The organism is Paraburkholderia sp. SEWSISQ10-3 4 (assembly GCF_030464785.1).
GTDB lineage: Bacteria > Pseudomonadota > Gammaproteobacteria > Burkholderiales > Burkholderiaceae > Paraburkholderia > Paraburkholderia aspalathi.
Genome location: NZ_JALPRI010000012.1, coordinates 24,936 through 45,637 on the forward strand (window position 1 = coordinate 24,936; position 20,702 = coordinate 45,637).

General features: G+C 61.3%; 20 protein-coding genes. 13 read left to right on the top strand and 7 right to left on the bottom strand.

The window, feature by feature from the left end; translation table 11 throughout:
- Positions 1-41: 41 nt before the first annotated feature.
- On the bottom strand, positions 42-1,037 hold the full coding sequence (locus M0D68_RS21590; RefSeq protein ID WP_054042648.1) for a bifunctional riboflavin kinase/FAD synthetase: 996 nt from the start codon (positions 1,035-1,037) through the stop codon (positions 42-44).
- A 118-nt stretch (positions 1,038-1,155) separates the two neighbouring features.
- On the opposite strand from M0D68_RS21590, the gene purN reads away from it, so the two are divergent.
- The 6 genes from purN (at position 1,156) to nadC (ending at position 8,092) form a co-directional block, all read left to right on the top strand.
- Positions 1,156-1,809, top strand: coding sequence for a phosphoribosylglycinamide formyltransferase (gene purN, locus M0D68_RS21595; protein ID WP_093638893.1), 654 nt, complete (start codon positions 1,156-1,158; stop codon positions 1,807-1,809).
- Positions 1,806-3,065 carry an RsmB/NOP family class I SAM-dependent RNA methyltransferase gene (locus tag M0D68_RS21600; protein WP_200618017.1) on the top strand — a complete coding sequence of 420 codons (1,260 nt, stop codon included), beginning with the start codon at positions 1,806-1,808 and terminating at the stop codon, positions 3,063-3,065. Before purN ends, M0D68_RS21600 begins: the two co-directional genes overlap by 4 nt.
- A gap of 79 nt (positions 3,066-3,144) precedes the next feature.
- Positions 3,145-4,500 carry a mechanosensitive ion channel family protein gene (locus M0D68_RS21605; RefSeq protein WP_200618019.1) on the top strand — a complete coding sequence of 452 codons (1,356 nt, stop codon included), beginning with the start codon at positions 3,145-3,147 and terminating at the stop codon, positions 4,498-4,500.
- A 202-nt stretch (positions 4,501-4,702) separates the two neighbouring features.
- A complete protein-coding gene (locus M0D68_RS21610; RefSeq protein ID WP_054042639.1) occupies positions 4,703-5,899 on the top strand; it encodes a fatty acid desaturase in 1,197 nt (398 codons plus the stop codon).
- A gap of 142 nt (positions 5,900-6,041) precedes the next feature.
- Positions 6,042-7,181, top strand: coding sequence for a quinolinate synthase NadA (gene nadA, locus M0D68_RS21615; RefSeq protein ID WP_093638902.1), 1,140 nt, complete (start codon positions 6,042-6,044; stop codon positions 7,179-7,181).
- A complete protein-coding gene (gene nadC, locus M0D68_RS21620; RefSeq protein WP_200618024.1) occupies positions 7,181-8,092 on the top strand; it encodes a carboxylating nicotinate-nucleotide diphosphorylase in 912 nt (303 codons plus the stop codon). Before nadA ends, nadC begins: the two co-directional genes overlap by 1 nt.
- Before the next feature lie 84 nt (positions 8,093-8,176).
- On the opposite strand, the gene nadB is transcribed toward nadC, so the two are convergent.
- The 4 genes from nadB to radC all read right to left on the bottom strand — a co-directional run bounded on the left by nadB (position 8,177) and on the right by radC (position 11,543).
- Positions 8,177-9,775, bottom strand: a complete 1,599-nt coding sequence (nadB, locus tag M0D68_RS21625; protein ID WP_093639273.1) for an L-aspartate oxidase — start codon at positions 9,773-9,775, stop codon at positions 8,177-8,179.
- A 238-nt stretch (positions 9,776-10,013) separates the two neighbouring features.
- Entirely contained in the window at positions 10,014-10,181 is a 168-nt protein-coding gene (rpmG, locus tag M0D68_RS21630) for a 50S ribosomal protein L33 (protein ID WP_006050116.1), read from the bottom strand.
- A gap of 10 nt (positions 10,182-10,191) precedes the next feature.
- On the bottom strand, positions 10,192-10,425 hold the full coding sequence (gene rpmB / locus M0D68_RS21635) for a 50S ribosomal protein L28 (protein ID WP_007180631.1): 234 nt from the start codon (positions 10,423-10,425) through the stop codon (positions 10,192-10,194).
- 242 nt (positions 10,426-10,667) lie between these two features.
- Positions 10,668-11,543 carry a DNA repair protein RadC gene (radC, locus tag M0D68_RS21640; protein ID WP_307852662.1) on the bottom strand — a complete coding sequence of 292 codons (876 nt, stop codon included), beginning with the start codon at positions 11,541-11,543 and terminating at the stop codon, positions 10,668-10,670.
- Between the two features lie 210 nt (positions 11,544-11,753).
- Here radC and M0D68_RS21645 point away from each other — a divergent pair, with 210 nt between their 5' ends.
- The 7 genes from M0D68_RS21645 to M0D68_RS21675 all read left to right on the top strand — a co-directional run bounded on the left by M0D68_RS21645 (position 11,754) and on the right by M0D68_RS21675 (position 18,782).
- Positions 11,754-12,209, top strand: coding sequence for a peptidylprolyl isomerase (locus M0D68_RS21645; protein WP_200618026.1), 456 nt, complete (start codon positions 11,754-11,756; stop codon positions 12,207-12,209).
- Between the two features lie 2 nt (positions 12,210-12,211).
- The gene (gene ispH / locus M0D68_RS21650) at positions 12,212-13,171 is read left to right on the top strand and encodes a 4-hydroxy-3-methylbut-2-enyl diphosphate reductase (protein ID WP_093638909.1); all 960 of its coding nucleotides are present in this window, start codon (positions 12,212-12,214) and stop codon (positions 13,169-13,171) included.
- A 542-nt stretch (positions 13,172-13,713) separates the two neighbouring features.
- A complete protein-coding gene (locus M0D68_RS21655) occupies positions 13,714-14,913 on the top strand; it encodes a branched-chain amino acid ABC transporter substrate-binding protein (RefSeq protein WP_200618028.1) in 1,200 nt (399 codons plus the stop codon).
- Positions 14,914-15,143: 230 nt separating this feature from the next.
- On the top strand, positions 15,144-16,094 hold the full coding sequence (locus tag M0D68_RS21660) for a branched-chain amino acid ABC transporter permease (protein ID WP_200618030.1): 951 nt from the start codon (positions 15,144-15,146) through the stop codon (positions 16,092-16,094).
- Between the two features lie 13 nt (positions 16,095-16,107).
- Positions 16,108-17,277: an ABC transporter ATP-binding protein gene (locus M0D68_RS21665; protein WP_093638915.1), complete on the top strand. Its 1,170-nt coding sequence runs from the start codon at positions 16,108-16,110 to the stop codon at positions 17,275-17,277.
- 15 nt (positions 17,278-17,292) lie between these two features.
- Entirely contained in the window at positions 17,293-18,066 is a 774-nt protein-coding gene (locus M0D68_RS21670) for an ABC transporter ATP-binding protein (RefSeq protein WP_054043663.1), read from the top strand.
- Entirely contained in the window at positions 18,066-18,782 is a 717-nt protein-coding gene (locus M0D68_RS21675; protein WP_093638918.1) for an ABC transporter ATP-binding protein, read from the top strand. The genes M0D68_RS21670 and M0D68_RS21675 overlap by 1 nt, the downstream gene beginning before the upstream one ends.
- A gap of 89 nt (positions 18,783-18,871) precedes the next feature.
- Here the strand turns inward: M0D68_RS21675 and M0D68_RS21680 are convergent, their stop codons facing one another.
- Entirely contained in the window at positions 18,872-19,339 is a 468-nt protein-coding gene (locus tag M0D68_RS21680) for a GNAT family acetyltransferase (protein WP_200618031.1), read from the bottom strand.
- Between the two features lie 18 nt (positions 19,340-19,357).
- Entirely contained in the window at positions 19,358-20,542 is a 1,185-nt protein-coding gene (locus tag M0D68_RS21685; RefSeq protein WP_200618033.1) for an acetylornithine transaminase, read from the bottom strand.
- Positions 20,543-20,702: the final 160 nt, after the last annotated feature.

Here is a 20,702-nt window from a genome sequence, read left to right on the forward strand (position 1 = left end):
GTACATGCAGCGCTTCAGCGCGCTCACATGTACCGCGGCGGCTATCTAATTCGGTCAGTGGCCGAAGTGGCGAAACCGGTGGATCGGCTGCCCGGCGTGCCGGCGCCGACGGCCGCGAACCACGCGCGCGCATTGGCGACGTCGCGCGCGATGGCGGCGGTCAGCGTTTCGAGGTCGACGTATTTTTCCTCGTCGCGCAGCTTCTTCAGGAATTCGACGCGCACGAGTTTGCCATACGCGTCGCCGTGCCAGTCGAGCAGGTGTACTTCGAGCAGCACGCGGCCGGAATCGTCGACGGTGGGGCGCAGGCCGAGGCTGGCGACGCCAGGCAGCGGTTCGTCGGCCACGCCATGCACGCGCACCACGAAAATGCCGGCCAGTGCCGGGCGTTTGTGCGCGATCGCCAGATTGAGCGTGGGGAAGCCGAGGTCGCGGCCGAGCTTCATGCCATGTACGACGTGGCCGCTGATCAGGTAATCGCGGCCCAGCGCGGCACGCGCGGAGTCGAGATCGCCTGCTACCAGCGCCGCGCGCACGCCCGAGCTGGAAATGCGCGCGCCGGACGGATCGGCCACGGTTGCCATCTGCTCGACTTCGAACCCGTGCAGTTGGCCCGCGGCCTTGAGCGAGGCGAAATCGCCCGCGCGCTTGGCGCCGTAGCGGAAGTCGTCGCCGATCATCACCCAGCGAGCATGCAGCCCGTTGACGATGATCCGTTCGACAAACGCATCCGGCGACTGGCTCGCGAAGGTATGGTTGAAATGCTCGACCACGACCCGGTCGACACCGTTGGTGCGCAGCGCCTCGAGCTTGTCGCGCAGCATGGCGATTCGCGGCGGCGCGCCGGCGGGGTTGAAGAATTCGCGCGGGTGCGGCTCGAAGGTCATCACGCAGACGGGCAGGCCGCGAGCATCGGCGGCGGCCCGGACGTGGGCGAGCAAAGCCTGATGGCCGCGGTGGACACCGTCGAAGTTGCCGATGGTCAGTGCGCAGGGCGCACGGCTTTCGGCATTGGGAAGACCGCGGAAGACTCTCACGATAGCGGGTTTGAGGTAGGGCGGCCGATATGCCGCAAAACAAACGATTATAAACGCTCAGCGCACGAGACGGCGGCGCGTCGCCGTTTCAGTGTTCCCCGAATGATAAAATCCGCGGATGAAAAAACTCGTCATCCTGATTTCCGGACGGGGAAGCAACATGGAAGCTATCATTCGCGCCTGCGCGGACGAAGGCTGGGCGGCGCAAGTCGCCGCTGTGATTGCCAACCGTCCTGACGCCGCGGGCCTTGCGTTCGCAGCGTCGCACGGCATTGCCACGGCGGTGGTCGACCACCGCCAGTTTCCCGATCGCGACAGCTTCGACGCCGCGCTGGCGCAAGAAATCGACAGCTTCGCACCTGATCTCGTCGTGCTCGCCGGCTTCATGCGGGTGCTCACGGCCGGTTTCGTCGACCATTACGCCGGACGCATGCTGAACGTGCATCCGTCGCTGCTGCCGAGCTTTCCGGGCCTGAAAACCCATCAACAGGCACTTGACGCCGGCGTGCGGCTGCACGGCGCGTCGGTGCATTTTGTCACGTCGCAGCTGGATCACGGGCCGATCGTCGCGCAGGCGGCCGTCCCCGTTGAGGCTGGCGACACCCCCGCCACGCTCGCCGAACGCGTGCTGGCAACCGAACACATTATCTATCCACGCGCGGTGCGCTGGTTCGTCGAAGGGCGTCTTGCTCTCGACGGCTTGCGTGTCACGCTTACGCCGCCGGAGCCGCAATGGCTCTTTGCCGGTCACACCGCCGGAGAGGGCGCATGAGATTACATGGTTTTTTGATTGGACAAACCGAGACTTTGCTGGCTGAAGTCCTGAAGCTGAACGGCCCCGCCGACGCCACGACGAGCCGCTTTTTCCGCGCGCATCCTAAGCTCGGCCACGGCGAGCGCGGCGTGATCGCCGAGGCGGTCTTCGCCGTACTGCGCCGCCGGATGGAATTTGCCCATCTGGCCGAAGGCGGCGCGGGCAGCCCGGCGCGCCGCATGGCCTTGCTGGGACTGATGCAGACAGCCGGCCGCACGGCCCTCAAGCCGTTCCTGACCGATACCGAATCGCACTGGCTCGAACACGTCGCCAAGATCGACCCGGAGAGCCTGCCGCTGCGGATTCGCCTGAATCTGCCCGACTGGATCTATCAGGCGCTTTCCAAGCGCTTCGAACCCACGGAACTGGCGCAATTGGCCGCCGCGCTGAACTATCCGGCGCCGCTGGACCTGCGCGCGAACCCGATCAAGGCAAGCCGCGACGACGTGCTGAACGCGCTGTCGAAGGCCGGCATCGAAGGTGGCGCCACGCCTTTCGCACCGTTCGGCGTGCGGGTGGTCGGCAAGCCGCCGCTTACCAAGCTGGACGCGTTCCAGCACGGCTGGGTCGAAGTCCAGGACGAGGGCAGCCAGCTGCTGTGCTCGCTGGTCGCCCCCAAGCGCGGCGAAATGATCGTGGACTTCTGCGCTGGCGCCGGCGGCAAGACGCTGGCGCTGGGCGCGGCGATGCGTTCCACCGGGCGTCTGTACGCCTTCGACGTCTCCGAGCGGCGTTTGGCCAAGCTCAAGCCGCGCTTGGCGCGTAGCGGGCTGTCGAACGTGAATCCGGTGCTGATCGATAGTGAGCACGATGCCAAGATCAAGCGTCTCGCCGGCAAGATCGACCGGGTGCTGGTCGACGCGCCGTGCAGCGGGCTGGGTACGCTGCGTCGTAACCCGGATCTGAAGTGGCGCCAGTCGCCGGAATCGGTCGCCGAACTGGCGCCGAAGCAGGCGTCGATTCTGGCCAGCGCCTCGCGTCTGGTGAAGAAGGGCGGCCGTCTCGTCTACGCAACCTGTTCGATTCTGGAAGCGGAAAACGAAGCCGTCGTGCAGCAATTCCTCGCCGACCATCCGGACTTCGCATTGGTGCCGGCGCGCGACGTGCTCGCTGAGCAGCGCATCGAGCTGGAAATGGGCGATTACCTGTCGTTGTGGCCGCACCGCCACGCTACTGATGGCTTCTTCGCAGCCGTGCTGGAACGCCAGAGCTAAACGCAACCGGCTATCTGTCGGCGCAACCGGGTTCCTTTTCTGAATTGAACCCCGCTGCGCCGGCGATTTCGGCGACATCATGCAAAACCGCATTTTTCCTCATATGTTCGGCGACCTCGCGCGCGACTTCGGCCAGCCGGTGATGCTGTGGCAGGTCGGCGTCCTGCTCGTGACGCTCGCCATTGCCTGGCTGCTCGCGCGCCTGTTGCGCCGCACGCTCGATCTGCGGCGCCAGACGCGTTACCAGACCCTGCGTTTCGGCGCGGAGAGCCTGAACCGCGCATTCTTCCCGCTGATTGGCGCGGCGCTTGTGTGGGTTGCACAGGCGATCACCAGCCAGTTCATGCACACCGCGCTGCTCGATCTGGCGCTGGTGCCGCTGTTCGGTATCGGCCTGATTTACATCGTGTTTTTCTTCGCGCGACGGGTCTTCAGTCAGGACGGCGCGAACCATCCGTGGCTGTTCCTCGTCGAGAAGATCGTTTCGCTGGTCGTCTGGATCGGCATGGTGCTCACCGTGATGGGCATCCAGGACGACGTGATCACGTGGATGGGCAGCGTGCGCTTCCGGGTCGCGAATGCGCACATGACGCTGCTTTCGCTTACCACGGGGCTTCTGTGGGTGTGCGTGACGATGATCGTCGCGATGTGGCTCGGCGCCACGTTCGAAGATCGTCTGATGCGCTCCAAGACGCTCGATGCCAACCTCAAGGTGGTCGTGGCGCGAGTCGGGCGTGCTGCGTTCGTGCTGGCGGCCATCCTGGTCAGCCTGTCGCTGGTCGGCATCGACATCACGGTACTGGGCGTGTTCGGCGGCGCGCTGGGTGTCGGGCTCGGGTTCGGTTTGCAGAAGATCGCCAGCAATTACGTCTCGGGCTTCATCATCCTGATCGATCGCTCGCTGCGCATCGGCGACACGATCAACGTCAGCGGCTTGCAGGGCATGGTCACGCAGATCCGCACACGTTATACCGTGGTGCGCGGCCTGGACGGCATCGAAACACTGATTCCGAACGAAAAGCTGATTACGGACGTGGTGCAGAATCAGTCGTCCTATTTGACGCGCGGCTACGCCAAGGCGGCCGTGCAGGTCGCCTACTCCACCGACGTCGAGCAGGCCATGGCGTTGCTCGCCGAGGCCGCACAAGGCGTCGCGCGGGTGTTGCAGGAACCGGCGCCTACGCCCTATCTGGTTGGCTTCGGCCCCGACGGGATCAACCTCGAACTGGGTTTCTGGATCGAGGATGCGGCAACAGGCACGTCAGGCGTGCGTTCGGCCGTGAATCGCAACATCTGGCGTCTGTTCTCCGAACACGACATCGCAATTCCTTTCGCGCAACGCGAAGTGCGAATCGTCGGCAACATCAGCGACGCGATGCCGCAAGCGGTAACAATGACCGCTCCCGCGGCCAATCAGGCGGACAGCGCCCACTGACGGGCACTGCGAACGCGCCGGAGGTCCAAAAAAGACCTCCGGCGCGTTCCATCTGGTTGATAGCGCACAAAAAATCCCTATTTGTTACAAACACTTGGAACGCTTCAAGTAGAATATCGTCCAATCCCGCTGTATGCTTTCACTTTCTTGACACGCGCATTTCGCGTGTGTCTGGCGTCTCTTGTTCCACAGGTAAATTGCCTTGTTGAATTCCTTGCTCGATTTCCTTGCTCACGGTTTGCTGCACTTTTCGTGGTGGCAACTTGTGCTGTACACGCTGGTCGCGACGCACATCACGATCATTGGCGTAACGGTCTATCTGCATCGCTGCCAGGCGCACCGCGCGCTGGAGCTGCATCCGATCGTCAGTCATTTTTTCCGCTTCTGGTTGTGGATGACCACCGGCATGCTGACCGGCCAATGGGCCGCGATTCACCGTAAGCACCACGCCAAGTGCGAGACCGAAGAAGATCCGCACAGCCCGCAAACGCGCGGCATCTGGAAGGTGCTGCTCGAGGGTGCGGAACTGTACCGTTCCGAAGCCAAGAATGAAGAAACGATGCGCAAGTTCAGTCACGGCACGCCGAATGACTGGATGGAACGCAACGTCTACACCAAGTACCCGATCCTCGGCGTGAGCCTGATGATGGTGCTGAACGTCGCGCTGTTCGGCGTCGTCGGCCTGACGATCTGGGCCGTGCAGATGGTGTGGATCCCGTTCTGGGCGGCTGGCGTGGTGAACGGCCTCGCTCACTGGTGGGGCTACCGCAACTTCAACTCGTCGGATGCCAGCACCAACATCTTCCCGTGGGGCATCATCATTGGCGGCGAAGAACTGCACAACAACCACCACACGTATGCGACGTCGGCCAAGCTGTCGAACAAGTGGTACGAGTTCGATATCGGCTGGATGTACATCCGCATCATGTCGGCGTTCCGTCTGGCCAAGGTGAAGAAGATCGCGCCTACGCCGCGTCTGACCACCGGCAAACTGGTTCTCGATCAGGATACGTTGCAAGCCGTGCTCGCAAACCGCTATGAAGTGATGGCGCGTTACGGCAAGGCGCTCAAGCGTGCTTATCGCCAGGAACTGGCACATCTGAAGGAAGTAGGCGCACGCGAGAAGTATCAGGTGATGCGCGGTGCGCGTAGCTGGTTCCACAAGGAAGAAGCGGGTCTCGATGAGCCGCAGAAGCGCCAGTTGCCGCAGATCTTCGCGAATAGCCAGAAGCTCAAGACTTACATCGACATGCGCAATGAACTCGCGGCGATGTGGGAGCGCTCGAATGCGTCGCGCGACCAACTTCTGGTTCAGTTGCAAGACTGGTGTCATCGCGCGGAACAGAGCGGTATCAAAGCACTGCAGGACTTTGCAATGCGTTTGCGCCGTTATGCCTGATCGTATGCCTTAGCGCGAAATCTATTAAAATTTCGTTACGTCACAAAACCCCGCGTTGGCGGGGTTTTGCTTTTTGGGCCGCGGCAATTTCAACGACACACGATTGACAGTCCGCGGCGGCAGAGCGAAGGCAGAGGAGATCATGGATCAGCAGGCGATCAGGACCGTCGAATACGACCGGCCACAGGCGCAGGGCACGACCTGCGGGATCGGGCAGGCGTGGGCGAAGGTGCCCGACGTGCCGTCGGCGGAACAGAAGGTGGCGCTGAAAGAGCGCATCCGCGCATTGCTTAAGCGCGAGAAAGCCGTGCTCGTCGCGCACTACTACGTCGACGCAGAACTGCAGGAACTCGCCGACGAAACCGGCGGTTGCGTGGCCGACTCGCTGGAAATGGCGCGCTTCGGCCGCGATCACGAGGCGCAGACGTTGGTGGTGGCTGGCGTGCGCTTCATGGGTGAGACTGCGAAAATCCTGAGTCCGGACAAGCGCATTCTGATGCCGGATCTCGACGCGACCTGTTCGCTCGACCTCGGCTGTCCGGTCGATGAATTCTCGGCGTTCTGTGACGCGCATCCGGATCGCACGGTGGTCGTGTACGCGAACACCAGCGCGGCCGTCAAGGCGCGCGCGGATTGGATGGTGACGTCGTCGATCGGGCTGGAAATCGTTGCCGATCTGCACGCACGCGGCGAAAAGATCATCTGGGCGCCGGATCGACATCTCGGCAGCTATATCCAGAGCAAGACCGGTGCGGACATGCTGCTGTGGCAAGGCTCGTGTCTCGTGCACGATGAATTCAAGGGCATCGAACTCGATCTTCTGCGCGCCGAGTATCCGGGCGCGAAGGTGCTGGTGCATCCGGAATCGCCGGCTAATGTGGTCGCGCAAGCAGATGTGGTCGGCTCGACCACGCAGTTGATCGACGCCGCGCAAAAACTCGACGCGACGCATTTCATCGTGGCGACCGATCTCGGCATTCTGCACAAGATGCAGCTCGCCGCACCGGGCAAGACGTTGATCGCCGCGCCGACGGCCGGCAACAGCGCGACCTGCAAGAGTTGCGCACATTGTCCGTGGATGGCGATGAACGGCCTCGCCAATCTGGCCGAGGTGCTCGAACGCGGGCACAACGAAATCTTCGTCGATCGAGCGATCGGCGAGCGGGCGCGTCTGCCGATCGACCGGATGCTCGACTTCGCGGCGCGTCACAAGAAGCGCGTGCAAGCCAGCGGCGATCTCGCACGCGACGCGCAACTGTATTCGAACGTGGGAGCGGCGTAATGGGGGCGGTTGAAGGGGCAGTTGAGCGCAATCAGGTCGAGGCGGTATCGCCGCTGTTCGCGGAGATTCATGCGCAGTACGGCGCGGCATTCGATGCGGCGTTGGCGCGTAACGTCGCTGACGCGCTGGCAGAAGATGTTGGCGCAGGTGATCAAACCGGTCGCCTTGTTCCTGCGGACGACGTGCGCGATGCACGCATCATCGTGCGTGAAGATGCCGTGCTGTGCGGCGTGCTCTGGTTCAACGCGGTGATGCGCCAGGTCGATCCGCGCATCGAAGTGCAGTGGCGTTATCGCGAGGGCGATCGGATGACCGCGGATACGCCGGTCTGCGAACTGCGTGGCCCTGTCCGTGCGCTGTTGACTGCGGAACGCAATGCGTTGAATTTCTTGCAGCTGCTGTCGGGCGTGGCGAGCGCAACGCGCCGCTATGTCGACGCGATCGCCCACACTCAAACGCGCATCCTCGATACGCGTAAGACCTTGCCGGGCTTGCGGCTCGCGCAGAAATACGCCGTGCGCGTGGGCGGCGGAGCGAATCAGCGGCTTGCGTTGTACGACGGCATTCTGATCAAGGAAAACCACATCGCCGCGGCGGGCGGAGTCGGGGCCGCAATGGATGCGGCGCTCGCGCTGAATGCAGGCGTGTCGATTCAAATCGAAGTCGAAACGCTCGCACAATTGGAAACCGCGTTGGCGCATCGCGCGCAATCCATTCTGTTGGACAACTTTTCGTTCGACGCAATGCGTGATGCAGTGCGTATCACGGCAGGGCGGGCGGTGCTGGAAGTGTCTGGTGGGGTGAACTTCGGGACGGTGCGGACCATCGCGGAAACGGGTGTCGACCGCGTGTCGATCGGTGCGTTGACCAAAGATGTGCGTGCGACGGATTACTCGATGCGAATCGTCTGAACCGTGCGCGCTTAAGCGTTCGTCATCCATGAAAAAGCCATCGCAGGGAAACCGGCGATGGCTTTTTCACTTCAGCTTCAGAAATCACACGTTGCGGTTACGCACATGTTCCGGCGATAGCACCGTCGGCAGTGCCTTAGGCAGCGTGGCCGGCCAATCGCGGCTAAAGTGCAAGCCGCGGCTTTCGCGCCGTGAGCGAGCGCCTTCGACGATCAGCGACGCCACGTCGACCAGATTGCGCAGTTCAAGCAAATCGCGGCTCACCTTGAAGTTCGCGTAATACTCATGAATCTCGTCACGCAGCAAGGCGAGCCGATGCTTGGCTCGCGCCAGCCGTTTGTCGGTGCGCACGATGCCGACGTAGTTCCACATCAGGCGGCGCAGTTCATCCCAGTTGTGCGCGACCACCACTTCTTCGTCCGGATCGGACACACGGCTTTCGTCCCAGTCAGGCAGCGGAGCATGGACGGCGGCGCTGAAGCCTTCTTCCTCGATCGCCTGCGCGGCGGAGCGCCCGATCACGAGACACTCGAGCAAGGAATTGCTGGCAAGCCGGTTCGCACCGTGCAGGCCTGTGCATGACGTTTCACCGACCGCATAGAGACCGGCGAGGTCAGTCCTGCCCGCCAGGTCCGTCACGACGCCACCGCACGTGTAGTGCGCGGCGGGCACAACCGGAATCGGCTCTTTGGTGATGTCGATGCCGAATTCCAGGCAGCGGGCCAGAATCGTCGGGAAGTGCTCGCGCAGGAATTCGGGCGGCTGATGGCTGATGTCGAGATAGACGCAGTCGATGCCGCGCTTCTTGATCTCGAAGTCGATTGCGCGCGCGACGATGTCGCGCGGCGCGAGTTCGGCGCGCTCATCGTGGTTCGGCATGAAGCGCGTGCCGTCCGGCAGCTTCAGAATGCCGCCTTCGCCGCGTACCGCTTCCGAGATCAGGAACGATTTCGCATAAGGATGGAACAGGCAGGTGGGATGGAACTGGATGAATTCCATGTTCGACACGCGGCAGCCGGCGCGCCAGGCCATTGCGATGCCGTCGCCGGTCGCAGTGTCGGGGTTGGTGGTGTACAGATAGACCTTGCCGGCGCCGCCGGTGGCGAGCACGGTATGCGGCGCTTCGATTGTCACGGTGCGGCCGCTTTGCAGATCGAGTGCATACAGACCGTGGCAGCGACGCCCCGGCAAACCGAGACGGTCGGACGTGATCAGGTCGATCGCGTAGTGGTCCTCGAGCAGGGTGATGTTCGGGTGGCGGCGTACACGTTCGCTGAGCGTGGTGACCACGGCATGTCCCGTTGCATCCGCAGCGTGAATGATCCGACGATGGCTGTGGCCGCCTTCGCGTGTCAGATGAAAGCCGAGTTCGGCTGCGTCGTCTTTGGTGAACGGCACGCCTTGCGCGATTAGCCATTCGATCGCAGCGCGGCCATGCTCGACGATAAAGCGCGTCGCCGCCTCATCGCACAGGCCGCCACCGGCGATCAGTGTGTCGCGCACGTGGTTTTCGATGCTGTCTGCCGAATCAAGAACGGCGGCGATTCCGCCTTGCGCCCAATCGCTCGCGCCTTCGGTCATCGATCGCTTGGCGACCACCGCAACCCGCCGGGTCTCCGCGAGGTTGAGCGCGACGCTCAAGCCTGCCAGACCGCTACCGACAATCGCTACATCGAATTCCATCGCCTGCATCTCCGTCTTTCGTTTTGCCATGACGGCATGCTGTGTGCATGCCGCTAAAACGAGAAAGGATACGCGTCGCGACGAATGAGGGAAAGCTGGCCGAACGGGATAAGACTGTCCTAAGTGGGCAACGGACAGCTAATCAGCGCGATATTGGGAAGTTGAAAACAAAAAAGCCTCGCACGAATGCGAGGCTTTTTTGCGAATCTTTTTGCCTTCGTCAGGCAGGAGCCAAGATTTATTTAATCTTGGTTTCCTTGTAGTCAACGTGCTTACGGACGACCGGATCAAATTTCTTGATCAGCATCTTTTCCGGCATGTTGCGTTTGTTCTTCGTCGTCGTGTAGAAGTGACCCGTGCCTGCGGTCGATTCCAACTTGATCTTGTCGCGTGCGCCTTTCGCCATGATTTACTCCTTAGGCTTCACCGCGTGCGCGCAGATCTGCGAGCACAGCGTCGATACCGTTCTTGTCGATCAGGCGCAGGCCGGCGTTCGAAACGCGCAGACGCACCCAACGGTTTTCGCTTTCCACCCAAATACGGCGGTTTTGCAGGTTCGGCAGGAACCGGCGCTTGGTTTTGTTGTTCGCGTGGGAAACGTTGTTGCCGCTCATCGGCGCTTTCCCAGTTACTTGGCATACGCGTGCCATGAGAGCACTCCTAATACGCTAATTCTGAGTTCGAACGCCGTGAAAGTTTCCCGAAAAGAGCCGCACTTGAGAGTTTATTGAAACTCGAGGCACGTTTCCTTTCCGGAACGCCTTGGTGGCTTCGGAACAGGGGGTTGGAAATAGGCAAACCGGAATTCTAGCAGAAAAAAAGCCGCAAAATCAAACCTTATTTGCGATGCTGAACTCGGCACGACGTTGCCGCGACCTTGGTTGGCGCCGTGTCAGGGCCAGCCGGCGCGGGCAAACGAGTACGTGTGATCCGCGCCGATCACCAGATGGTCGATCAATTGTACGTCGATCAGCGCAAGGGCTTCGCGCAGCGTATGCGTCAGCCGGCAGTCGCTCGCGCTCGGCTGGACGGCGCCGGAAGGGTGATTATGCGCGACGATCAGGCTGGCCGCATTCAGGTTTAGTGCCCGCCGCACGATTTCGCGCGGATAGACGGCCATGCGCGTGAGCGTGCCTCGGGCGCTCTCCTCGCAGCGGATCAGGCGGTGGCGGGCGTCGAGAAAGAGCGACAGGAAGACTTCGTGGGGACTTCCGCCGATACGAAGGCGCAGATAGTCTTGCACGGCCTCAGGCGAGTTCATTAGCGAGCGGTCACGCATTTTATCGACCAGCGAACGCCGCGCCATTTCCATAATGGCCATCAGCTGGGTTTTTTTCGCCGGCCCGATACCGCGCAGGCCGTCGAAGTCCGAGTAAGTTGCGTCGAGCATGGCGCGTAGCGAGCCGAAGCGGTCGAGCAGGGTGCGTGCAACGTTGAACACGTCGTGGCCCGGCAGCCCCGCGCCGAGCACCAGCACGATCATTTCGGTGTCGGACAGGACGCTGGGCCCTTCCTCGATCAGCCGCTCGCGTGGCATGTCGTTCTTGTGCCATTTGCCGCGTACAAGCGGCCGGGTCAGAGGTGTGGCGCCGTCCGCGGCGGCTTCGGCAGAGCTGACACCGGCTTCCGCTGCGGTATGACCAGCCGCGGCGCCAGCGCGTGGCGGCGCCGGGGCGGGGGCCGCGAGTACGGCGGCGTCTGGCGCAGCGGGCTCCGGCAACGCCGCTTCCAGTGTCGCTTCGTCCATCGTGCAGGCATAGTCAGCCATATAGATATACATCCTCCAGTTCGGATTTGTGGCGGCGCGCGGTGCGCGGCCGTGCCGCAATGCGCGCGACGGCCAAGCCGCCGCCCGCTATGTGGCTTACAATAGACGCTTTGCGCACGGCACCCCGAGGGTTTGCCACGCGCGTCAACTGCGGCGTCAACTGCGCCCGCGGCGCACGCGTGCAGAGCGCTTCGACTGAGCGAGCATTGCATGAGCATCATCGACATTTCCGAAGTGAAACCCGGTTCACACGTCACGCTTCATTACCGGCTTTCCCTTGCCGATGGCGCCGAAGTCATCAATACGTTTACCGACAATCCGGCTACGCTGCTGCTCGGCGCGGGTCAACTGGCGCCGCCGCTGGAAGACATTTTGCTGGGTTTGAAGGTGGGCCACCATTCGACCTTTCAGCTAACGCCGGGTCGGGCGTTCGGTCCGCGCAATCCGGAGTTGATCCAGCGGGTCTCGCTGGCCACGCTGCGCGAAAACAGCATGATCGGCGAGGATTTTTCGCCGGGTGACCTGGTCGAATTCAACGCGCCGGGTGGCGGCCGCTACGCGGGCGTCCTCAAGGAAGTTGGCGAGACGTCGGCGTTGTTCGATTTCAACCATCCGCTTGCCGGCCAGGCGCTGGCGTTTGAAGTGAAAATCATCGGGATTCTGTAAACATGAGCATCACGGATACGACTCTTGCCGAAACCGAGATCCTGCTGGCGCAGCCGCGTGGGTTCTGTGCCGGCGTCGATCGGGCCATTGAAATCGTAGAGCGGGCCATCAAGCTGCACGGCTCGCCGATTTACGTGCGCCACGAAATCGTCCATAACGCCTATGTCGTCGAGGATTTGCGCAAGAAGGGCGCGATCTTCATTGAGCAACTGGAAGAAGTGCCGGCCGGCAATACGGTCATTTTTAGCGCGCATGGCGTGTCGAAAGCGGTGCGTTCGGAAGCCGAGTCGCGCGGCCTGCGGGTGTACGACGCCACGTGTCCGCTCGTGACCAAGGTGCATATCGAAGTCGCAAAAATGCGCCAGGACGGCTTCGACATCGTGATGATCGGCCACAAGGGCCACCCTGAAGTCGAGGGCACGATGGGGCAGGCGGGCGAAGGCATGCATCTGGTGGAAGACATCAAAGACGTGCTGGCCTTGCAGTTGGCCGATCCCGAGCGGATCGCGTTCGTGACGCAAACCACTCTGTCGGTCGACGACGCAGCCGAGATCATCGGCGCCCTGAAGGCGAAATATCCGGCGATCCGCGAGCCGAAGAAGCAGGACATCTGCTACGCCACGCAAAACCGCCAGGACGCGGTCAAGTTCATGGCGCCGCAATGCGACGTCGTGATCGTGGTTGGCAGCCCGAATAGTTCGAACTCGAACCGGTTGCGCGAGCTGGCCGAAAAGCTTGGCGTGCCTTCTTATATGGTTGACTCGCCAGACCAGATCGATCCGGTATGGGTCGAAGGCAAGCGCCGGATCGGTGTGACGGCGGGCGCCTCGGCGCCGGAAGCGCTGGCGCAAGCGGTGATTGGCCGGTTGCGTGAGCTTGGCGTGCGCAACGTGCGCGCGCTCGACGGCATTGAGGAAAACATCGCATTTCCGCTGCCGCGCGGGCTGGGTCTGCCTGCCTGACAATCAGCCGACGTTTCTGAAAGGAAAGCGCGCCCAAGGGCGCGCTTTTTTTACGTCCGCGGATTCGTGGGCCCGTCCAAAATAAAGTGCCAGATCAGCGTCCTGGGCCGTTTTAAGTGTTCTCCCACACAAATTCCTTTGAATTGTGATTTGGCTTTTAAACAATTTTTGGACGATGCGGCCCCGTTTAAATCGTTTCAAACGTGTTGCCTCGATTTTTGACGCACTAAAATAGTGCGCGCATCCTGATATCAATCGAAACGTAATACTTAACGCGAACCACGGTGCAATCAGGGATCGGGCCAGATCGCTGCAACACTTGATGCCATTGGGTGCGACGATGGTGCAACTGATGCACGAAAAATAGTCGCAACCCGGTTGCGCCTTTTGCGGAATTCCTCTCTCAAAATAAGGTTGCAATGCAGGAAAACCCCACCGTTTCAACAATATTGCCCGTCGCATAATTGGAGTTACAATGCGCGCGTTCTCAAGGCCTCCGGGTCCCGAACAATAGATTTTGCAAGGCGCAGGAGACCTACTTAATGCGAGTCAAGTTTGCTTACGCCGTGTCCATCGTGACCGCGGTTGCGATGTTGACCGCGTGCGGCAAAAAGCAGGAAGGCGAGGCGGGAGCAGGTGCATCAGCTGCCACGGCGGCAGCGGCACCGGCGAGTGAAGCAACTGTTGTGAAGATCGGTCATGCGGCCCCATTGACGGGCGGCATTGCGCATCTTGGCAAGGACAATGAAAACGGCGCGCGTCTGGCGGTCGAGGAAATCAATAAGCAAGGCTTGACCATCGACGGTCACAAGATCCAGTTGGAGCTCGACGCACAAGATGATGCAGCGGACCCGAAAACGGGTACGGAGGTCGCTGAAAAATTTGTCGACGATCACGTTGTCGCCGTGGTCGGCCACCTGAATTCAGGTGTCTCGATTCCGGCGTCAAAGATCTATAGCGATGCCGGGATCGTGCAGATCTCGCCGTCGTCGACAAATCCGGGGTACACGCAGCAAGGTTTCAAGACGACTTATCGGGTGGTCGCGACCGATGCCCAGCAGGGCCCGGCGCTGGCCAACTACGCGACGAAAGTGCTCGGCGCGAAACGCATCGCGATTGTCGACGACTCGACCGTATACGGTAAGGGACTGGCCGACGAGTTCGCGAAGACGGTACAGGCGAGCGGGGCGAAGATCGTCGCGCGTGAAGCCACGAATGACAGGGCTACGGAGTTTCAGGCCGTCCTTAGAAAGATCAAGAGTGTTCAGCCGGACGTGATCATGTTCGGCGGAATGGACGCGACGGGCGGGCCGTTTGCCAAACAGGCGGCGGCGCTCGGTATCAGGGCAAAAATCCTTGGCGGCGACGGTGTGTGTACCGACAAGGTGGGTGAGCTGGCGGGAACCGCCGTGCAAAACCTGGTCTGTTCGGAGGCGGGACTCGCGCTTTCGAAAATGGACAAGGGAGCGGACTTCGAACAGAAGTACGTAGACCGCTTCCACACACCGGTGCAGATTTACGCACCGTTCACGTATGACGCTGTGTACGTGATTGTCGATGCAATGAAGCGCGCTAATTCTATCGAGGCGCCCAAGGTGCTGGCTGCGATGCCGTCCACCGATTACAACGGGGTAATCGGCCACATCGCGTTCGACGACAAGGGTGATTTGAAAGAGGGCGCCATTACGCTTTACGACTTCAAGGACGGCAAGAAAGCGGTTCTCGACGTCGTGAAGATGTGATGACGGGACGTACAGCCTGACGGCACCGAAACCACCCAACGGTGCCGTTTTTGCATCCGCCATCGATTCGTCCCCGACTGCATCCCAGTCGTAAGACGAAACGGGCAGCGGATAACCCTTACCGGTCTTTTACATCAGTACCCGCAGTGCCGTTGAGATTGGCGTACCGCATCACCGCCCACCGGCTGATGAAGAACGCGAATCCAGTCGCACGGGCTAAGGAGCATTAAATGGATATCTTCATCCAGCAGGTCCTCAACGGGCTGGTGCTTGGCAGCGTTTACGCCATCATCGCACTGGGCTATACGATGGTTTACGGCATCCTGGGCATCATCAACTTCGCGCACGGCGATGTGTTGATGGTGGGCGCGATGGTTGCGCTCTCAGCCATAGGCGTGCTTCAGAACCACTTCCCCGGCCTCGGCAATGTGCCGACGCTCATCATCGCGTTGATCATCGCGGCAGTGGTTTGCTCGGTGGTCGGCTACACGATTGAGCGCGTGGCCTACCGGCCGTTGCGTAAAGCACCGCGTCTCGCCCCGCTGATCACCGCGATCGGTGTGTCGATCCTGCTGCAAACCCTCGCGATGATGATCTGGTCGCGCAACCCGCTGCCGTTCCCGCAGCTGTTGCCTACCGACCCGATCAACGTGATCAAGGCCACCGACACGACGCCTGGCGCCGTGATCTCGATGACCGAAATCGTGATCATCGTGGTGGCGTTCCTCGTGATGGGCGGTCTGCTGCTGCTGGTCCACAAGACCAAGCTTGGCCGCGCGATGCGTGCGATCGCTGAGAACCCGGGCGTTGCCAGCCTGATGGGCGTGAACCCGAACTTCGTGATTTCGGCGACCTTCATGATCGGCTCGGCGCTGGCCGCTCTCGCCGGCGTGATGATCGCGTCCGAATACGGTAACGCACACTTCTATATGGGCTTCATCCCAGGTTTGAAGGCCTTTACCGCGGCGGTGCTGGGCGGGATCGGCAACCTCGGCGGGGCAATGGTGGGCGGCGTGCTGCTCGGCCTGATCGAACAGTTGGGGGCGGGGTATATCGGCAACCTCACGGGCGGTGTATTCGGCAGTAACTACCAGGACGTGTTCGCATTCATCGTGCTGATTATCGTGCTGGTGTTCCGTCCGTCGGGCCTGTTGGGCGAACGTGTTGCTGATCGAGCATAAGGAGTAGACAGACATGACCTCAATTCAACCGATCGAGCCGTCCACGACGCTCATCCCTGAAAAGAACCTGACGAAGACGTTGACCGTCGGCATCATCACCGCGATCTTCGTGATCGCGGCACCGATGATCATCGGTGCGGCAGGCGGCAACTACTGGGTCCGCGTGCTCGACTTCGCGATGCTGTACGTGATGCTCGCGCTGGGTCTTAACGTGGTGGTTGGCTTCGCCGGACTGCTGGACTTGGGCTACATCGCGTTCTACGCAATCGGCGCCTACGTTGCTGCTCTCCTGAGCTCGCCGCACCTGACCTCGCAGTTTGAGTGGATCGCGCACCTGTTCCCGGGCGGCCTGCATACGCCGATCTGGATCATCGTGCCGATCGCGATGGCGCTGGCCGCGACCTTCGGCGTCCTGCTCGGCGCGCCGACGCTGCGTCTGCGTGGCGACTATCTCGCGATCGTGACCCTGGGCTTCGGGGAAATCGTGCGGATCTTCATGAACAACCTCGACCGTCCGGTGAACATCACCAATGGTCCGAAGGGGATCACGGGGATCGATCCGGTCAACGTCGGGGGTTTCAGCCTCGCGCAAACCCACTCGCTGTTCGGCTTGCAGTTCCCGTCGGTGTACTCGTACTACTACCTGTTCGTGTTGTGCGCGCTGTTCGTGATCTGGACCTGTACGCGTTTGCAGCACTCGAGGATCGGCCGTGCATGGGCCGCCATTCGTGAAGATGAAATCGCCGCCAAGGCCATGGGTATCAACACCCGTAACGTGAAGCTGCTGGCTTTCGCGATGGGCGCGTCGTTCGGCGGCCTGTCGGGCGCGATGTTCGGTTCGTTCCAGGGCTTCGTGTCGCCGGAATCGTTCACGTTCTGGGAATCGGTCGTGGTGCTGGCCTGCGTGGTGCTGGGCGGTATGGGCCACATCCCTGGCGTGATTCTCGGTGCGGTGCTGCTCGCCGTGTTCCCGGAATTCCTGCGCTCGACGATGGGTCCGCTGCAGAACGCGATCTTCGGTCATGAAATCGTCGATACCGAAGTGATCCGTCAGTTGCTGTACGGCCTCGCGATGGTCGTGATCATGCTGTACCGCTCGGAAGGCCTGTGGCCGTCGCCGAAGCACGAAGACAAGATTGCGAAACTGGCGAAGCGCAGCGGCAAGAAGCCGGTGCGTGCCTAACGGACGGAGAAAAATATGAGCGATAACATTCGACTGTCCGTCAAGGGCGTGAACAAGCGCTTCGGCGGCCTGCAGGCGCTGTCCGACGTCGGCCTGCAGATCAAGTCGGGCCAGATTTACGGCCTGATCGGCCCGAACGGCGCCGGCAAGACGACCTTCTTCAACGTGATCACGGGTCTGTACACGCCGGATTCGGGCGAGTTCAAGCTCGACGGCACGGAGTACACGCCGACCGCCGTCTATCAGGTGGCGAAGGCGGGGATTGCGCGTACGTTCCAGAACATCCGTCTGTTCGGTGGCATGACCGCACTGGAAAACGTGATGGTTGGCCGTCACGTGCGTACCAAGCACGGCCTGATCGGCGCGGTGTTCCAGACGCCGGCCGAGCGCAAGGAAGAGCGCGAGATCAAGGAACGCGCGATCGAACTGCTGGAGTACGTCGGCATTGCGCAGTACGCGGACTACACGTCGCGCAATCTGTCGTACGGTCACCAGCGCCGTCTGGAAATCGCCCGCGCGCTGGCAACGGATCCGAAGCTGCTCGCACTGGATGAACCGGCTGCCGGCATGAACGCAACGGAAAAGGTCGAGCTGACCAAGCTGCTCGACAAGATCCGCAGCGACGGCAAGACGATTCTGCTGATCGAGCACGACGTGAAACTGGTGATGGGTCTGTGCAACCAGATGACGGTGCTCGACTACGGCAAGGTGATTGCGCAAGGTCTGCCTTCAGACGTGCAGAAGGATCCGAAGGTGATCGAAGCTTATCTGGGTGCGGGGGTCCACTAATGGCAACGGCAATGTTGAAAATCAAGGGCCTGCAGGTCAATTACGGCGGCATCCAGGCAGTCAAGGGTATCGATCTCGAAGTTGCGCAGGGCGAACTGGTCACGCTGATCGGCGCGAACGGCGCAGGCAAGACCACGACGATGAAGGCGATCACGGGTCTGAAGCCGTATTCGGCAGGCGATATCGAGTACATGGGTGAGTCGATCAAGGGCATCCCGGCGCACGAGCTGCTCAAGCGCGGTCTCGCGATGGTGCCGGAAGGCCGCGGGATTTTCTCGCGCATGTCGATCGTCGAGAACATGCAGATGGGTGCGTATCTGCGCAACGACACCGACGCCATCAAGGCAGACGTCGATCGTATGTTCGGCTTTTTTCCGCGCCTGAAGGAACGTGCGACGCAATATGCGGGCACGTTGTCGGGCGGCGAACAGCAGATGCTGGCAATGGCGCGCGCGATCATCAGCAAGCCGAAGCTGTTGTTGCTGGATGAGCCGTCGATGGGTCTGTCGCCGATCATGGTCGAGAAGATCTTCGAAGTGGTGCGGGCGATCTCGGCTGAAGGCATGACGGTGCTGCTGGTCGAGCAGAACGCGCGTCTCGCGTTGCAGGCAGCGAACCGCGGCTACGTGATGGACTCGGGTCTGGTGACGATGTCCGGCGACGCGAAGCAGATGCTGGATGATCCGAAGGTACGGGCTGCTTATCTGGGTGAATAAGCTGGACTAAGTTTGCCTTAGCCGTAAAAAAGGCCGCATGCGCGATCGAAGCGCATGCGGCCTTTTTCTATTCAGGCGATTGCCTGCGCCTAAGCCGCTGGCGTTTCCGCCAGTTCACCCAATCGTTTGCCGAGACTGATCACCGCATCCGCACGATACCCGAGCGCTTCATAGAACGCGCGCACGTCGTCCTTCGCGGAGAGCACCTGCAAGTTCAGCTTCGGGCAGCCACGTTCGGTCAGCGCGTTTTCGACATGGGCGACGAGGCGCGTGCCGATGCCGTGACGTCGCAACGATTCATCCACCGCGAGCGAATACAGCCAGCCTCGGTGCCCGTCATAACCGCCCATCACCGTGCCGACGATGCGCTCGTCGAACACCGCGACAAAGAACAGTTCGGGTTGCGTCACCAGCTTGTTGGCGATCGACAGATGCGGATTGCGCTGTGGTCTCGTCACGTCCCGATACTCGGGGAATGCTTCCTGCCACAGCGCGACCACGGCGTCGGTGTCGCTCGCTTCGAAGCGGCGGATCGATAGCGTTGCGGTCGTCGTCATACGCGCTTTCCTGTGTGATTACAGCGTGTCGAGAATCGAACGCAGCATCGCCATCATCTGGTCGATTTCTTCATTCGTGACGTTCAATGCCGGCATGAAACGCAGCAGGTTCGGACGCGCCGCGTTCAGCAGCAGGCCGTCGGGCTGCATCAGGCGAGCCTTCTCGACGATCTGGTTGCCGATGTCCTTGCCGAGCAGCAGGGCGCGCAGCAGACCTTCACCGCGTTCGCCTTCGAAGCCGCGCTCTTCCGACAGTTCGAGCAGCTTGGCGCGCAGATATTCGCCGCGTGCACGCACGCCTTCGAGGAAGCCCGGCGCGGTCAGCTGCGAGATCACCGAGTAGCCGACCGCAGTCATCAGCGGATTGCCGTTGTAAGTACCGCCCTGGTCGCCTGCTTCGAACACGGCGATTTCAGCTTTGGCGAGCAGCGCCGCGAGCGGCACGCCGCCGCCGATGCCCTTGCCGAGCGTCATGATGTCCGGCTCGATGCCCGACAGTTCATACGCGAACAAGGTGCCGGCACGGCCGCAGCCGCTTTGCACTTCGTCGACGATCAGGAGCAGGTCGTGTTTCTTGGTCAGCGCCCGCAGTTGCTGCATGAACTCGCGCGTGGCGGGAATCACGCCGCCTTCGCCCTGAATCGGCTCCAGCATTACCGCGACGGTCTTCGCATTGATCAGCTTTTCGACCGATGCGATGTCGTTCAGATCCGCCTTCGGGAAACCCGGCACTTGCGGTGCGTAGATCGTGTCCCAACCAGGCTTGCCGCTTGCCGACATGGTGGCGAGCGTGCGGCCGTGGAAGCTGTGATCGAACGTGATGATTTCGAACGCGCCGTCCTTGAACTTCTTGCCCCATTTGCGCGCGAGCTTGATTGCGCCTTCGTTCGCTTCGGCGCCGCTGTTCGCGAAGAACACCTTGTCGAAGCAGCTGTGCTGGGTGAGCAGTCCGGCGAGCTTCGCCATCGGCTCGTTGTAGAAGGCCGGCGACGGATTCAGCAGCAGCTTCGATTGCGTGTTCAGCGCTTCGATCATGCCGTCGTTGCAATGGCCGAGGCTGTTGACCGCCCAGCCCTGGATGAAGTCCAGATATCGCTTGCCGTTATTGTCGTAGAGCCACGAGCCCTTGCCGTGCGTGAAAACGATTTCGGGCCGGTTCGTGATGTACATCAGCGACTCGATTGGGTACTCATTGAAATTCATGACGGCAAGCTCCAGACAGCGGGGTGAAGGGTGAGTGAGCGGTTGGCCTCAAATGAAGCAGCGGCCGGTGAAAACAAAAAAAGCAAACAAAAAAGCCACGGCATGCCGTGGCTTTCATGATTCGAACTGCTTGCGCCGTTGTGCGGCGCGAATCCGTGAC

Bases quoted from the DNA above. Each gene is read 5' to 3' on its own strand.
- purN (WP_093638893.1), top strand. From the start codon at position 1,156: ATGAAAAAACTCGTCATCCTGATTTCCGGACGGGGAAGCAACATGGAA.
- M0D68_RS21600 (WP_200618017.1), top strand. From the start codon at position 1,806: ATGAGATTACATGGTTTTTTGATTGGACAAACCGAGACTTTGCTGGCT.
- M0D68_RS21605 (WP_200618019.1), top strand. From the start codon at position 3,145: ATGCAAAACCGCATTTTTCCTCATATGTTCGGCGACCTCGCGCGCGAC.
- nadA (WP_093638902.1), top strand. From the start codon at position 6,042: ATGGATCAGCAGGCGATCAGGACCGTCGAATACGACCGGCCACAGGCG.
- nadC (WP_200618024.1), top strand. From the start codon at position 7,181: ATGGGGGCGGTTGAAGGGGCAGTTGAGCGCAATCAGGTCGAGGCGGTA.
- nadB (WP_093639273.1), bottom strand. From the start codon at position 9,775: ATGGAATTCGATGTAGCGATTGTCGGTAGCGGTCTGGCAGGCTTGAGC.
- rpmG (WP_006050116.1), bottom strand. From the start codon at position 10,181: ATGGCGAAAGGCGCACGCGACAAGATCAAGTTGGAATCGACCGCAGGC.
- rpmB (WP_007180631.1), bottom strand. From the start codon at position 10,425: ATGGCACGCGTATGCCAAGTAACTGGGAAAGCGCCGATGAGCGGCAAC.
- radC (WP_307852662.1), bottom strand. From the start codon at position 11,543: ATGGCTGACTATGCCTGCACGATGGACGAAGCGACACTGGAAGCGGCG.
- M0D68_RS21645 (WP_200618026.1), top strand. From the start codon at position 11,754: ATGAGCATCATCGACATTTCCGAAGTGAAACCCGGTTCACACGTCACG.
- ispH (WP_093638909.1), top strand. From the start codon at position 12,212: ATGAGCATCACGGATACGACTCTTGCCGAAACCGAGATCCTGCTGGCG.
- M0D68_RS21655 (WP_200618028.1), top strand. From the start codon at position 13,714: ATGCGAGTCAAGTTTGCTTACGCCGTGTCCATCGTGACCGCGGTTGCG.
- M0D68_RS21660 (WP_200618030.1), top strand. From the start codon at position 15,144: ATGGATATCTTCATCCAGCAGGTCCTCAACGGGCTGGTGCTTGGCAGC.
- M0D68_RS21665 (WP_093638915.1), top strand. From the start codon at position 16,108: ATGACCTCAATTCAACCGATCGAGCCGTCCACGACGCTCATCCCTGAA.
- M0D68_RS21670 (WP_054043663.1), top strand. From the start codon at position 17,293: ATGAGCGATAACATTCGACTGTCCGTCAAGGGCGTGAACAAGCGCTTC.
- M0D68_RS21675 (WP_093638918.1), top strand. From the start codon at position 18,066: ATGGCAACGGCAATGTTGAAAATCAAGGGCCTGCAGGTCAATTACGGC.
- M0D68_RS21680 (WP_200618031.1), bottom strand. From the start codon at position 19,339: ATGACGACGACCGCAACGCTATCGATCCGCCGCTTCGAAGCGAGCGAC.
- M0D68_RS21685 (WP_200618033.1), bottom strand. From the start codon at position 20,542: ATGAATTTCAATGAGTACCCAATCGAGTCGCTGATGTACATCACGAAC.